This window comes from Micromonospora sp. RV43 (assembly GCF_001029515.1).
GTDB lineage: Bacteria > Actinomycetota > Actinomycetes > Mycobacteriales > Micromonosporaceae > Micromonospora > Micromonospora aurantiaca.
Window position 1 is genome coordinate 1 of the sequence record NZ_LEKG01000209.1, and the last position, 12,438, is coordinate 12,438.

General features: G+C 73.7%; 15 protein-coding genes. 5 read left to right on the forward strand and 10 right to left on the reverse strand.

The features are described from left to right. The 6 genes from ABD52_RS32975 to ABD52_RS33000 all read right to left on the reverse strand — a co-directional run. Nucleotides 1-347: ABC transporter ATP-binding protein (locus ABD52_RS32975; protein WP_047894311.1), on the reverse strand; the 347-nt coding region annotated here is incomplete at its 3' end. Then, the gene (locus tag ABD52_RS32980; protein WP_047894312.1) at nt 344-1,741 is read right to left on the reverse strand and encodes an efflux RND transporter periplasmic adaptor subunit; all 1,398 of its coding nucleotides are present in this window, start codon (nt 1,739-1,741) and stop codon (nt 344-346) included. The genes ABD52_RS32980 and ABD52_RS32975, both read right to left, overlap by 4 nt. Before the next feature lie 28 nt (nt 1,742-1,769). Further along, nucleotides 1,770-3,308 (reverse strand): hypothetical protein, encoded by a 1,539-nt coding sequence (locus ABD52_RS32985; protein ID WP_047894313.1) that lies wholly within the window; start codon nt 3,306-3,308, stop codon nt 1,770-1,772. Between the two features lie 116 nt (nt 3,309-3,424). Next, nucleotides 3,425-3,760 carry a YrdB family protein gene (locus ABD52_RS32990; RefSeq protein ID WP_047894314.1) on the reverse strand — a complete coding sequence of 112 codons (336 nt, stop codon included), beginning with the start codon at nt 3,758-3,760 and terminating at the stop codon, nt 3,425-3,427. Continuing rightward, nucleotides 3,757-4,326, reverse strand: coding sequence for a TetR/AcrR family transcriptional regulator (locus ABD52_RS32995; RefSeq protein ID WP_013475145.1), 570 nt, complete (start codon nt 4,324-4,326; stop codon nt 3,757-3,759). Before ABD52_RS32995 ends, ABD52_RS32990 begins: the two co-directional genes overlap by 4 nt. Continuing rightward, nucleotides 4,319-5,113, reverse strand: a complete 795-nt coding sequence (locus ABD52_RS33000; protein ID WP_047894315.1) for an alpha/beta fold hydrolase — start codon at nt 5,111-5,113, stop codon at nt 4,319-4,321. The genes ABD52_RS32995 and ABD52_RS33000 overlap by 8 nt, the downstream gene beginning before the upstream one ends. Before the next feature lie 77 nt (nt 5,114-5,190). Here ABD52_RS33000 and ABD52_RS33005 point away from each other — a divergent pair, with 77 nt between their 5' ends. Continuing rightward, nucleotides 5,191-5,595, forward strand: coding sequence for a VOC family protein (locus ABD52_RS33005; protein ID WP_047894316.1), 405 nt, complete (start codon nt 5,191-5,193; stop codon nt 5,593-5,595). 1 nt (nt 5,596) lies between these two features. Here the strand turns inward: ABD52_RS33005 and ABD52_RS33010 are convergent, their stop codons facing one another. Then, on the reverse strand, nt 5,597-6,517 hold the full coding sequence (locus tag ABD52_RS33010) for a proline dehydrogenase family protein (RefSeq protein WP_013288767.1): 921 nt from the start codon (nt 6,515-6,517) through the stop codon (nt 5,597-5,599). A 116-nt stretch (nt 6,518-6,633) separates the two neighbouring features. On the opposite strand from ABD52_RS33010, the gene ABD52_RS33015 reads away from it, so the two are divergent. From ABD52_RS33015 to ABD52_RS33025, 3 genes are read left to right on the forward strand one after another with little or no spacing between them, the layout of a single operon-like run. Further along, complete coding sequence (locus ABD52_RS33015; RefSeq protein ID WP_235437627.1) at nt 6,634-6,912, forward strand: hypothetical protein; 279 nt, start codon at nt 6,634-6,636, stop codon at nt 6,910-6,912. Between the two features lies 1 nt (nt 6,913). Continuing rightward, nucleotides 6,914-8,080, forward strand: coding sequence for a glutathionylspermidine synthase family protein (locus tag ABD52_RS33020; protein ID WP_013288769.1), 1,167 nt, complete (start codon nt 6,914-6,916; stop codon nt 8,078-8,080). 19 nt (nt 8,081-8,099) lie between these two features. Further along, complete coding sequence (locus tag ABD52_RS33025) at nt 8,100-8,666, forward strand: CGNR zinc finger domain-containing protein (RefSeq protein ID WP_013288770.1); 567 nt, start codon at nt 8,100-8,102, stop codon at nt 8,664-8,666. Between the two features lie 57 nt (nt 8,667-8,723). On the opposite strand, the gene ABD52_RS33030 is transcribed toward ABD52_RS33025, so the two are convergent. Both ABD52_RS33030 and ABD52_RS33035 read right to left on the reverse strand, forming a co-directional pair. Beyond that, nucleotides 8,724-9,530, reverse strand: coding sequence for a sugar phosphate isomerase/epimerase (locus tag ABD52_RS33030; RefSeq protein WP_013288771.1), 807 nt, complete (start codon nt 9,528-9,530; stop codon nt 8,724-8,726). 75 nt (nt 9,531-9,605) lie between these two features. Then, complete coding sequence (locus ABD52_RS33035) at nt 9,606-10,550, reverse strand: Ppx/GppA phosphatase family protein (RefSeq protein ID WP_013475139.1); 945 nt, start codon at nt 10,548-10,550, stop codon at nt 9,606-9,608. A gap of 74 nt (nt 10,551-10,624) precedes the next feature. Between ABD52_RS33035 and ABD52_RS33040 the strand changes: the two genes are divergently transcribed. Then, nucleotides 10,625-11,431 carry a hypothetical protein gene (locus tag ABD52_RS33040; protein WP_047894318.1) on the forward strand — a complete coding sequence of 269 codons (807 nt, stop codon included), beginning with the start codon at nt 10,625-10,627 and terminating at the stop codon, nt 11,429-11,431. Nucleotides 11,432-11,489: 58 nt separating this feature from the next. Here the strand turns inward: ABD52_RS33040 and ABD52_RS33045 are convergent, their stop codons facing one another. Next, on the reverse strand, nt 11,490-12,062 hold the full coding sequence (locus ABD52_RS33045) for a hypothetical protein (RefSeq protein ID WP_047894319.1): 573 nt from the start codon (nt 12,060-12,062) through the stop codon (nt 11,490-11,492). Nucleotides 12,063-12,438: the final 376 nt, after the last annotated feature.

Here is a 12,438-nt window from a genome sequence, read left to right on the forward strand (position 1 = left end):
CCCCGGTAGACGAGCGGCAACGCCACGTTGTCCACTGCCGACGTACGGGCCAGCAGATGGAACGCCTGGAACACGAAGCCGATGGTCTCGTTGCGCAGCGTCGCCAGCTCCGGCGCGGTGAGCGTGGTCACGTCCCGCCCGCCGATCACCAGCCGGCCGCCGGTGGGCCGGTCCAGCCCGCCGAGCAGGTGCATGAGCGTCGACTTGCCCGAGCCGGACGGCCCGATCACCGCCACGTACTCGCCCTGGTCGATGGTGAGCGACACCCCGCGCAGCGCGGACACCGAGACACCGTCCAGCTCGTACGTGCGCCAGACGTCGACCGCCTCGACCGCCGGTACGGTCACCGGAGTTCCTGGCCGTCGCGCACCTGGTCGGCGCCGCGCACCACCACCCGGTCACCGGCCCGTACGCCGTCGACGATCTGCACCAGGTCCTGCCCCTGCACGCCCACCGTCACCGGCACCCGGTCGGCCCGGCCGTCCCGCAGCACCCAGACCGCGTCCCGCCCGTCGGTGGAGAACACCGCCGACGCCGGCACCGCCACCGCGTCGGCGGCCTCCCGCACCCGCAGCCGTACCACCGCGTTCATACCCGGCCGTGGGGCCGGAGCGGCCTCGGCCTCACCGAGGCGGCCGGCGCCCAGGTCGAGACGGACCCGGTAGGTGACGCCGCCCCGCGCCGAGCTGGTCGGCAGCACGTCCACCGACCGCACAGTCGCCTCGTACGTCGCGCCGGTCACCGCGTCCAGCTCGACCGAGGCGGGCACCCCGGCCCGGACCAGCAGCACGTCGGTCTCGTCCACCTCGGCGAGCAGGCCGAGCCGGCCGATGTCCACCACGGTGAGCACCGGCGTGCCGGCGGTGACCCGGCCACCGGCCGGGATCGCGTCGTCCACCCCCGGCGGCGGGCCGCCCTGCCCGCCCGTGCCGAGCGCCGACGGGTCGAGACCGGGCACCGCCGCGCCACCCGCCGCACCGAGCAGCCCGGCCAGGTCGGCCGGCGCCGCCGACCGGGTGCCGCCCGGCTGCACCACACCGGCGATCGGCGCGCGCAACGTCAACGCGTCCACTGTCGCCTTCGCCAGGTCGTACGCCTGCTGGGCCTGGAGTCGTTGCGCGGACGACAGCGCGCCGACGGCGCTGTTCAGGCCGGCGACGCCGCGCTGCACCTGGGCCACGGCCCGGTCGGCGGCGCGGGCGGCCGACTCGTACTGCCGCTGCGCCGACTGGACCTGGAGCAGGAGCGCGGCGCGTACCTGCGGGTCGCCGACCTTGCCGGCGGCGGCGCGGGCTGCGGCGAACGCCTCGTCGGCGGCCCGGTCGGTGCCGCGCCGACTGCCGCCCAGGTCGCCGGTGCCGGTGCCCCGCCCGGCCCGCTTCGCCGCACGCAGCGCGTCCCGCGCCTTCGCCAGGCGGTCCCGGGCCGACGGCGAGTCGATCACCGCGAGCACCTGCCCCCGGGTCACCCGCTGCCCCGGCTGCACCCGCAGACGTGCGAGCGTGCCGTCGGCGGGTGCGGTGAGGGTGGCGGCGGCCCGCGCGGTGACTGTGGCCGGGGCGTCGATCACCTCGCTGACCGGCGCGCGGCCCACCTCGGCGACTGTGACCGCCGGGGCGTCGTCGCCGCAGGACGCGGCGGTCGTGCCGGTCAGCGCGACGACGGCGAGCACCGCTGTGACGAGACGGGGGCGGCGGGCCGCGGGCAGCCGCGGCGAGGGAGTGCGGGCCACCCGGCCCATGCTACGACCCGTCGACAGGCGTCGACGTTCAGCCGACGACGGCCCGCACGTAGGCCACGCAGTCGTCGTGCAGCATCGACCACGGGTCGCCGAACACCTCGTCGGCGGCCTGCTCCGGGGTCCGTCCCTGGTGCACCACAGCCCGGTAGAAGTCCAGCATCCGCTGCTCGCCGTACCTGTCGACCAGATGGCGTACGGCCAGGTAGCCGACGCCGTACGCGCCGCCGACCCGGTCGTCGCTCGCGTCGTCGGCGGGCGCCACCGCCTCCAGCCGCCCGGACCAGCCGCCGCGCAGCAGGTCCCGCACCTCGGTCAGGCCGTCGTAGCGGTGTACGGGCTGACCGTCGGCACCGGCGTACTCGGCCAGCCCCTCCACCAGCCACCAGTCCGCGCGGTCGGCGTAGCCCCGGTCGGGCAGCGAGGCGGCGTGGGTCAGCTCGTGCCGGAGCAGGTCGTCGAGGCCGGCCGGGGTGACGATCTGGGCGTTGAGCACCACGTCGTGGCGTCCACCGCCGACGCCCACCGCGTAACCGGCTGTCCACTTCGGCCGCCCGCCTCCGTACCAGCGCTGCCACTCGCCCTTCCCGGCGTAGTAGACGAGGTACCGGTCCGGCGGCCGGCCGCCGATCGCGTACCGGTCCGCGGCCCGGGCGGCGGTCTCGGCCTGGGCGAGCAGGCCGGGCAACTTGCGCCGCTGGGCCGGCGTGGTGGCCACCACGACCCGCTTGCCGACCGTCACGGCCAGGTCGTTCATCTGCCACGGCCGTACACCGGCCGGGTCCGCCTCGGACGGTTCCAGCGCGGTCAGCCGGGGTTCCTCCCCGGCCAGCCGCCAGCGCGCACCCAGCTCCACAGTGCTCGGCTCACAGTCCGGCACCACGAAGCAGTAGCCCACTGTCACCGTCTGCCGCCACTCCCCCGGCCGCCCCTCGACAGCCTCCGGCACCCCGTCCGCAGCCGGCCGCCAGGTGGTGACCCGCAGCGCCCGCAGCGCCGCGTACCGGCGGCTCAGCGCCGGCCGGGCCGCCGGCTCGGCGACCGCGAGGAAGCCGGCCCGGTCCGCGCCGACGAGGGCGGCGGCCTGCCGGTCCAGCAGCGCGAGCATCCGCTCGCCGAGCCGCCGCTGCGCCGCCGTGCCCGGGTCGGCGTTCGCGGCCGACCGCCCGGCCGCATCAGGCGCCGACTCCCGCAGGAGCACGCCGGGCACGGCGCCCGCCACCAGGCCGAGCGCGAGTCCGAGCGCGGTCCAGAGCGGCCACCGCCGCCGTTGCCGCACCGTCCGCGCCGGGTCCGGCTGCACCAGGGGTACGGGGTACGACGCCGGACCAGCGGCGGGGTGCGGCAACGACGCCGCATCCGGTGCCGGTGCCGGTGCGATGGTGTCGACGGCGGCGTCCACGCCGGCGGGAGTGGCGGCGTTTTCGGCGCGGGTGTCGTCAGCGCTGGCGTCGGCAGCGGCGCTGACGCTGGCGGCGCTCGCGTCGGCGGCGCGGTCGGCGGCGGCGGTGGGACGAGGCTCGTCGCCGTCCGTCGTCCGGCCGGGAGGCTGCTCGTCGCCGTCGGTCACCGGCGAAGGGTACGACCAATCGGGCGTTCCGGGAAAGAGTCCCGCCGCTGTTCCGCCCCGCCGAGAGATCTTGGTACGAAAGCGCCCTGATGGGGGCCGTTTCGTACCAAGATCTCTCAGATCGGGGTGCCGGTCAGCGTCAACGCCGTCTTGTCGGCTGCCCAGAGGGCCACCAGGGCGACCGCCGGCACCGTGTGGCCGGCCAGGGTCAGCAGGACGCCGCCGGTCAGGAAGCAGGCGGCCTGGACGGCGAGCTTGGCCGGGTCGGGCAGCGTAACGGCTGCACGCGGCGAGCAGAACAGACCCCACACCACGGCGATCACCAGCGGCGTGCCGAGCCCGGCCAGCAGGCGTACCGGCCAGCCGGTGCCGAGCGTGAAGCCCCAGTACCCGGCCGAGCCCAGCAGGGCCAGTTCCAGCAGGAAGATCGCGCCGAGCAGCAGCGCCTTCATCGGTTCTCCCAGGAGAGGTAGGCACGGTCCAGACCGGCGACGAGTTCGCCGAAGGAACGGTCGGTGTCGCGGGGCAGCCCGAATCCGCCCGCCGCCTCCAGGGCGACGAAGCCGTGCACGGCGGCCCGGAACATCCGGATGGCGTCGGTGGCGGCGTCGCCGTCGAGGCCGTACCCGAGCAGGATGGCGCGGACCGCGCCGACCGCGCGCTGCCCGGCGGCGAGGTGTTCGGGGTCGGCCGGGTCGGGCGCCCGCTGGGCGGCCGGGTAGCGGCCGGGGTGCTGCCGCGCGTACTCCCGGTAGGCGGCGGCGACGGCGCGCAACGCGTCGCCGCCGGAGCGACCCGCGGCGGCGGCCGTGAGCACGTCGGCGATCTCGGCGGTGGCGAGCACCGCGAGCTTCTGGTGCAGCGCGTCCACGCCCCGGACGTGCTTGTAGAGGCTCGGCAGCGCGACGCCGAGCCGGGCGGCGAGCGCGGCCAGGGTCAGCTTCTCGTAGCCGACCTCGTCGGCGAGCGCGGCGGCCTCCCGCACGACAGTCGCCGGGGTCAGACCGGCCCTAGGCACGTGCGGTCACCGCCAGGAACTCGACCAGGTCGGCGGCGGTGGCGTCGGGCTGGTCGGCGTGCGGGTAGTGCCCGGACTCGGCGACCATCCGCGCCTCGGCGACGGCGAACAGCCGGCGCGCGGCCCGCGCCTCGGCGCCCGGGTCGGGGAAGTCCGGGTCCTTCGTACCCATCAGGACCAGCACCGGCCGGCGTACTTCGGGCGCGCGGGCGGTCCAGTGCGGGTCGGCCGGTGCGATCACGCCGCGCACCGCGGCCATCCGGCCGCGCAGCTTGGCGACCAGCTCCTTGCGGTACGCGGCGTCGTCGGCCGGCCGCCCGCAGGGGAAAAGCGTGCGGTGGAACAGCCCGAACAGCCGAGGGCTGCGCAGCACTGCCGCCTGCGCCACACGCATCAGCGGGTTCGGCTTCGGCGCGCCGACGAACGGGCTGACCTGCACGATGCCGCTCACCAGGTCCGGTGCCTCGGCGGCGGCGAATACTACGGCGGCGGCGCTGGACGAGCTGCCGACCAGGGTGGCGGGCTCACCGCCGAGTGCCCGTACCACGGCGAGCAGGTCGCCGCCGACCTGCTCGGGGGCGTACGTGGGCCAGTGCGCGCTGGAGTCGCCGTGCCCGCGTACGTCGACCGAGGCGACCCGGTAACCGGCCGCGACCAGCCGGGGCGTCAGGTGGCGGAAGGCCGCCCGGTTCTCCCCCATGCCGTGCGAGAGGACCACGAGCGGTCCCGACCCGTGCACCTCGTACGCGATCGTGCCGCCGTCCCGCACCACTTGGCTAACCGTCATAGCCGTAAAGCCAATGGTATTAGCCAACCTCCGTCAAGCTTGACCTCAACCCGGGATGAGGTCGCACGATCCCGGGCATGCCGATCACCGCCGACACCCACGTACGCCTCGCCCGCCCGAGCCGCGACCTCGCCGCCGCCGAACGGTTCTGGACGCAGGGGCTGGGCCTGGACGTGCTCTACCGGAACGAGGGCGGTCACGCGGACGAGCACGACCTGGTGATGCTCGGGCTGCCCGGGGCCGGCTGGCACCTGGAGCTGGTCGGCGGCGCGACGCTCGCGGTCGAGCCGCGTCCCACCGGGGAGGACCTGTTAGTGCTCTATCTCGACGGCCCGGCCGACGACGAGCTGGTCCCGAGACTGGAACGGGCCGGCGGGACCAGGGTCTCCGCCGGCCCGTACTGGGACAGGTGGGGTGTCACGTTCGCCGACCCGGACGGCTACCGCCTCGTGCTGTGCACCCGGGCCTGGTCGAACGACTGACTCACTTCTTCGACAGCACCGCGCGGCCGAAGAACGCCAGGTTGGCCGGGCGCTCCGCGAGCCGGCGCATCAGGTAGCCGTACCACTGGTCGCCGTAGGGGACGTACGTCCGCACCGTGTAGCCCTCGCCGACAAGGCGCTGCTGCTCCTCCGGGCGGATGCCGTAGAGCATCTGGAACTCGAACCGGCCCGGGTCGCGGTCGAACCACCGCGCCCGGTCCTCGCCGATCGCGATCAGGCGCGGGTCGTGCGTGGCCAGCATCGGGTAGCCGTCGCCGGACATCAGCACGTTCATGCAGCGCACGTACGACTTGTCCACCTCGCGGGCGGACTGGTACGCCACCGACTCCGGCTCCTTGTACGCGCCCTTGCACAGCCGCACCCGCGACCCGGCCGAGGCCAGCTCCCGGCAGTCCGACTCGGTCCGCCGCAGGTACGCCTGGAGCACCGCGCCCGTCCCCGGGTGGTCCTTGCGGAGCTTCGCCAGGATGTCCAGCGTCGAGTCGGTGGTGGTGTGGTCCTCCATGTCGAGCGTGACAGTGGTGCCCGCCGCATCGGCCGCCGCGCAGATCGCCCGCGCGTTGTCGTACGCGAGCTGCTCGTCGAACATCTGGCCCAGCGCGGACAGCTTCACGCTGACCTCGGCGGCCGGGGTGAGCCCGGCGGCGGCGAGGCGGCTCAGCAGCGTGAGGTATTCGTCCCGGGTGGCGTTCGCCTGTTCCGGGGTGGTGGTGTCCTCGCCCAGGTAGTCGAGGGTGACCGCTTGGCCGTCGGCGACGAGCTCGCGGGTGGCGCGCAGCGCGTCGTCGGTGGCGGCGCCGGCGACGAACCGGCGGACGACGTCCCGGGTGAACGGGGCCGTCGCGACGAGCCGCTCCACCTGGGTAGACCGGGAGGCGGCGAGGATGACGGAACGGAGCATGAGCCGAGCGTAACGCTCACCACCGTGCCCTCGCCGGGTGCGTCCGAGGCCCGCCCCTCCCGTCCTCCGACCGGCCCGGGCGCCCCCGGCTGGCGGGGATCGGCTACAACGTTCACGTGGATCGACGACACCCCCGGCGCCGGCTCCGCTCGGCCTCCGTGCAGCTCGGCGCGCTGACCGCGCTGGCCCTCGCGCTCTCCGGCTGCAACAACGGTTACGACGACGACGACGATGACGACTGCGCGCTCGGACCGGCCGGCGGAGGCGGCGACACCGTCGCGGTCGCCCTGCTCGTGCCCGCACCGGCCACCGCCGCGCGCGGCGAACCCGCCCCGACCGCCGCGCTGCCCGAGCGCGGCGGCTTCGGCACCCACCTCGCCTCCTGCGGCGGCTGACGTGCGCCGCGAGGCGAGCACGCCGCGCCCCGGCTGGGACGAGACCATCCGGGCCCAGGGCCTGGTGTACGTGGACACCGAGCTGCCCGACGGCGAGATCATGTCGTACTGGGACGAGACTGCGGCGTACTCCTTCACGCTGGACGAGGTGCTCCGGCTGGAGGAGGCCACGGAGGAACTGCACCGGATGTCGGTGGCCGCCGCCGAGCACGTGGTGGCCCGCCGCCGGTACGCCGAGTTCGGCATCCCCGAGTGGGCCGCCGAGGCGGTCGCCCGCTCGCTGCGGGAGTCCCCGCCGACGCTCTACGGCCGGTTCGACCTCTGGTACGACGGCAGCGGACCGCCGAAGATGCTGGAGTACAACGCCGACACCCCGACCGCGCTGGTCGAGGCGAGCATCGTGCAGTGGTACTGGCTGGAGCACACCCGCCCGGACGCGGACCAGTGGAACAGCCTGCACGAACGGCTGGTCGGCGCGTGGGCCAAGATCGGCGCCGGGCTGCACGAGCCGAGGGCACACGTGCTCTGGTCCTCCGAGGAGGAGTCGGGCGAGGACCAGATCACCGCCGGCTACCTGGCCGAGACGGCCCGCCAGGCCGGGCTGGACGTGACGCTCATGCCGATCCAGCGGGTCGGCTGGGACGGGCGACGTTTCGTCGACGCCGACGACCGGCCGATCACCACCTGCTTCAAGCTCTACCCCTGGGAGTGGATGCTGGCCGAGCCGTACGGGCGGCCCGCGCTCGACCCGGGCACGCCCACCACCTGGATCGAGCCGGCCTGGAAGCTGCTGCTGTCGAACAAGGCGCTGCTGGCGGTGCTCTGGGAGATGTACCCGGGGCACGACTACCTGCTGCCCGCGTACCTGGACTCGCCGCGCGGCATGACCGAGTACGTGGCCAAGCCGCTGCTCGGCCGCGAGGGCGGCTCGGTACGCATCGTGACCGGCGACACGGAGATCACCAACCCGGGGATCTACGGCGACGAGGGCTTCTGCTTCCAGGAGTTCCGCGCGTTGCCCGAGTTCGAGGGCAACCGGACGGTGCTCGGGAGCTGGATCGTGGACGGCGAGTCGGCGGGCGCCGGGGTCCGTGAGAGCGAGAGCCTCATCACTGACGGTTACGCGCGGTTCCTGCCCCACTACATCGACGCACCGCGTGTGCTCTGAGTCGTCTACCGTTGGTGTCGTGAACTTCGACGCGTACGCCCGGACCGGGGTCGAGCTCGTCAACGCCCGGCTGGACGACCTGGACGGCCTGCGGGCCGTCTTCTCGGACGAGCAGGGCTGGATGCGCGACGAGGTCGCGGAACGGGACCTGGCGATCTTCCGGCGGGCGCAGAAGCGCCTCCGGGACGTCTTCGAGTACGGCACCTCGGGCCGGGACGCCGACGCGGTCTCCGAACTGAACGCGATGCTGGAGGCGTTCCCGGTGCAGCCGCGCATCTCCGGGCACGACTCCTCCGACTGGCACATGCACGTGACCAGCCGGGGCGCGTCGGTCTCCTCCGAATACCTGGCCGGCGCGGTCTGGGGCCTGTCGGTGTGGCTGTGCGAGTACGGCAGCGCCCGCTTCGGGGTCTGCGCCGACGACCGCTGCGGCAACGTCTACCTGGACACCTCGTCCAACTGCTGCCGGCGGTTCTGCTCCGAGCGCTGCGCCACCCGCTCCCACGTGGCAGCGCACCGGGCCCGCAAGCGCGCAGCGGTCGGCGAGCAGGCCGTCCCGGCGCAGCCGCTGTCCCCGGTGAGCTGACCTCCGCAGCGCTCCGGCCGCCCTTGCTCGAACGGCGGCCGGGGCGGCGCGTGCCGGTCAGACGTCGACCGGCGACGGCGCGGTCAGGTTGGCCCGGGCGAACTCCAGCGACTCCCGCAGGTCCGCCTCGCGGACCGCGCGGCTCTTCGCGCCCCGGGTGGTCACCTCCACCGCCACCGAGCCGGTGAACCCCCGCCCGGCGAGCGAGCGGAGCATCTCCGCGCAGGGCTGACCGCCGCGACCGGGCACCAGGTGCTCGTCGCGCCCCTCGCCGGTGCCGTCGCCCAGGTGCACGTGCGCCAGCCCGGAACCCATCCGGTCGGCCATCGCCATCGCGTCCGTGTGCGAGGCCGCGCAGTGCGACAGATCCAGCGTGTACGAGGCGTACCCGATCTCGGTCGGATCCCAGCCCGGCGCGTACGGGACGAACTGCCGCCCGGCCATCCGCACCGGATACATGTTCTCCACCCCGAAGTGCAGGCCGCCGAACTGCCCGGCGATCGTGTCGAGCCCGTCGGCGAAGGTGCGCGCGTAGTCACGCTGCCAGGTGAACGGCGGATGCACCACGACAGTGGGCGCCTCCAGCGTCTCGGCCAGCTCGGCGGCCTTGCGCAGCCGCTCCCACGGGTCGGGGCTCCACACCCGCTGGGTGACGAGAAGGCACGGGGCGTGGACCGACAGCACCGGGACGCCGTAGTGCTCGGCGAGGCCGCGCAGCGCGCCCGCGTCCTGGCTGACCGGGTCGGTCCAGACCATCACCTCGATGCCGTCGTAGCCGAGCTCGGCGGCGAGCTGGAACGCCGCCGCGGTCCGTTCGGGAAAGACCGAGGACGTGGACAGGAGCACCGGAACGCGGTAAGTCACACCTCCGAGGGTAGCTCCAACCGCCAGCGAGCATCGGGACGAGCAACCGCAAAGCAACCCAGAGCGCTCGTACTGTCACATCGGCGCGAGCTGATCCAGCCGGCGCAGGATGACGCCCTCCCGCAGCGCCCACGGGCAGATGTCCACGCAGTCCACGTCGAGGCGCCGCATCACCGCCTCCGCCACCACCGCGCCCGCGAGGAGCTGGTGGGCCCGCTGCGCGCTCACCCCCTCCAGCTCGGGCAACTGGGCCGGCGGGATGTGCCTGATGAACCCCAGCACCTGCCGCAGGCCGGTACGAGTCAGGCTGCGGCGCGCCCACAGCCCCGCACCCGAAGGCGCGGCGCCGGCCAGCCGGGCCAGCGTGCGGAACGTCTTCGAGGTGGCCACCGGACGCTCCCAGCCCACCGCTGTCAACTGCTCCACCACCGGGTCGAGCTGCGCGTTCACGTACGCCCGCAGTTCCTCCACGGCCTCGGCCGACGGCGGCGCCGTGCCGGCCGGATCGACGGCGAGCCGCTCCCGGCTGAGCCGCCCCGCGCCGAGCGGCAGCGAGATCGCCACGTCCGGGTGCTCGTCGATGCCGGCGGCCAGCTCCAGCGAGCCGCCGCCGATGTCCATCGCCAGCAGCCGCCCTGCGGACCAGCCGAACCACCGCCGCACCGCCAGGAACGTCATCCGCGCCTCGTCCGCGCCGGAGAGCACCTCCAGGCGTACGCCCGTCTCGTCGCGGACGCGCGCCAGCACGTCGGCGGCGTTCGTGGCGTCGCGGACCGCGCTCGTCGCGAACGCCAGCAGATCCTCGGCGCCCAGCCCGTCAGCCGCCGCCCGGGCCATACCGACCGCCTTGACCAGGCCGTCCGCGCCGCCGTCGGTGAGCGCGCCGTCCGGCCCGATCTGCTCGGCCAGCCGCAGCACCACCTTCTCCGAGTGCGCCGGCCAGGGATGCGCGCCGTGGTGGGCGTCGACCACCAGCAGGTGCACCGTGTTGGAACCGACGTCGAGGACACCCAGTCGCATGGGGAAGACCCTAGGGCCAACACGTTTCGTCGGCTCGGCGGCCGGGCGGGGTCACCGCGCGTACGCTGGTCCGAGTGACAGGGCAGATCGAGCTTCACGTGCTGGTGGACGACCCCGAGGACCCGCGCAGCCGCGAGGTCGGGCTGGACTTCCCACGGGAGTGGATCGAGTTCGTCGACCCGGCCGACGCGAAGCACGTCGTCCGCGCCGACCTGACCTGGTTGCTGTCTCGCTGGACGTGCATCTTCGGTCAGGGCTGCCATGGCATCATCGCCGGACGCGCCGCCGACGGGTGCTGCTCGCACGGCGCGTTCTTCACCGACTCCGACGACGAGAAGCGCGTCCGGGCGGCGGTGAAGCGGCTGACGCCGGAGACGTGGCAGCACTACCGGCGCGGCTTCAAGAACTGGACCGAGAACGACACCGTCGACGGCAAGACGCCGGCCCGGCGTACCGCCACCCGCGACGTCGACGCCCCGTGCGTGTTCCTCAACGACGCCGACTTCCCCGGTGGGGGCGGCTGCGCACTGCACGCCCAGGCGCTGCGCGACGGCGTGCACCCGCTGGAGTACAAGCCGGACGTCTGCTGGCAGTTGCCGGTACGCCGCGACCAGGAGTGGCACAAGCGGCCGGACAACACGAAGGTGCTGATCTCCACGCTGGCCGAGTTCGACAGGCGCGGCTGGGGCGCCGGCGGGCACGACCTCGACTGGTGGTGCACGTCCTCCACCGACGCGCACGTCGGCGCCGAGCCGATGTACGTCTCGTACGGGCCGGAGCTGACCGCGCTGATCGGCGCGCCCGCGTACGCGAAGCTGGCCGAACTCTGCGCCGCCCGGCAGCGCCAGGGTCAGATCGCGCCGCACCCCGCAAGCGACTGAAGGCCGGCACCCCGTTGGTTCGGGGTGCCGGCCTTCAGCTTGGTCGTACTTGTTCGTCTCAGCTGTTCCAGTGCTGGGCGACGAGGTCGGCGGCCTGCTGCTCCCACTGGGCGTAGTGGTCCGGGTAGGCCGACACCTGCACGGTCTGGGCGGCCTTGGTCAGCGGCATGTCCTGCCAGCCGTCGACCTGCTTCAGACCCTTCAGGAACGCCGTCGTGGAGTACTCCGGGTCGGTGATCTGCTCCACCGTGCCCCAACCACTGGACGGGCGCTGCTGGAACAGACCCTGCGAGTCGTGATCGTTACGGTCACCGAGGTGGCCGAGGTTCTCCAGCTTCGACTCCTGCAACGCCGTAGCGATGGAGACGACAGCGGCACGCTCGTCCATGCCGGCCTTCTTGGTGGCGGCGATGATCGCCTTCACGTTGGCGGTCTGCTCGTCGTTCAGGTCGATACGCGACTGCTCACCCTGCACACCGTGCGGGATCAGCTTGTCACCCTGCACCGCCACCGCAACCGGCTTGGTGTGGGTGGTGTCCGCCGCGTGCGCAGCCACCGGACCGGCGAACACGCCACCGGTGAAAGCCAGACCAGCAACACCCAGAATGCTCTTACGCAGAATCGTGTTCATGGGGGGCTCCATTCGGGGGATCGACGCTCACACCGACAGGGGGGCCGGCGCGGGTGCGAGCACCGTCAGGCGCTCAAGAAAGTCTTCGGGGGGATCGGCTGCTCGCGAGGGCCGGGGGGTGCCTCGTCGCGGCGCCGGAAGCATGTTCAACGACCCGCCACCCGCCACCATTCCCGGAGGCGCCACCCGCCACCATTCCCGGAGGCGCCACACGCCACCAGAAAGCCGCGGGGGTTCACGTCGTCGGAACCGTGTTCAACGACCAGCCGGCCAGGATGATTCCCCGCGGCTCACGTCGCCGGAACCGTACTCAACGACCAGCGGCCCGGGGTGATTCCCAAGGCCTTGCAGATGCCACCCGCTCGCGGGGCGAGCC

Bases quoted from the DNA above. Each gene is read 5' to 3' on its own strand.
- ABD52_RS33005 (WP_047894316.1), top strand. From the start codon at position 5,191: ATGCCGATCACCGCCGACACCCACGTACGCCTCGCCCGCCCGAGCCGC.
- ABD52_RS33000 (WP_047894315.1), bottom strand. From the start codon at position 5,113: ATGACGGTTAGCCAAGTGGTGCGGGACGGCGGCACGATCGCGTACGAG.
- ABD52_RS32980 (WP_047894312.1), bottom strand. From the start codon at position 1,741: ATGGGCCGGGTGGCCCGCACTCCCTCGCCGCGGCTGCCCGCGGCCCGC.
- ABD52_RS32990 (WP_047894314.1), bottom strand. From the start codon at position 3,760: ATGAAGGCGCTGCTGCTCGGCGCGATCTTCCTGCTGGAACTGGCCCTG.
- ABD52_RS33010 (WP_013288767.1), bottom strand. From the start codon at position 6,517: ATGCTCCGTTCCGTCATCCTCGCCGCCTCCCGGTCTACCCAGGTGGAG.
- ABD52_RS33045 (WP_047894319.1), bottom strand. From the start codon at position 12,062: ATGAACACGATTCTGCGTAAGAGCATTCTGGGTGTTGCTGGTCTGGCT.
- ABD52_RS33035 (WP_013475139.1), bottom strand. From the start codon at position 10,550: ATGCGACTGGGTGTCCTCGACGTCGGTTCCAACACGGTGCACCTGCTG.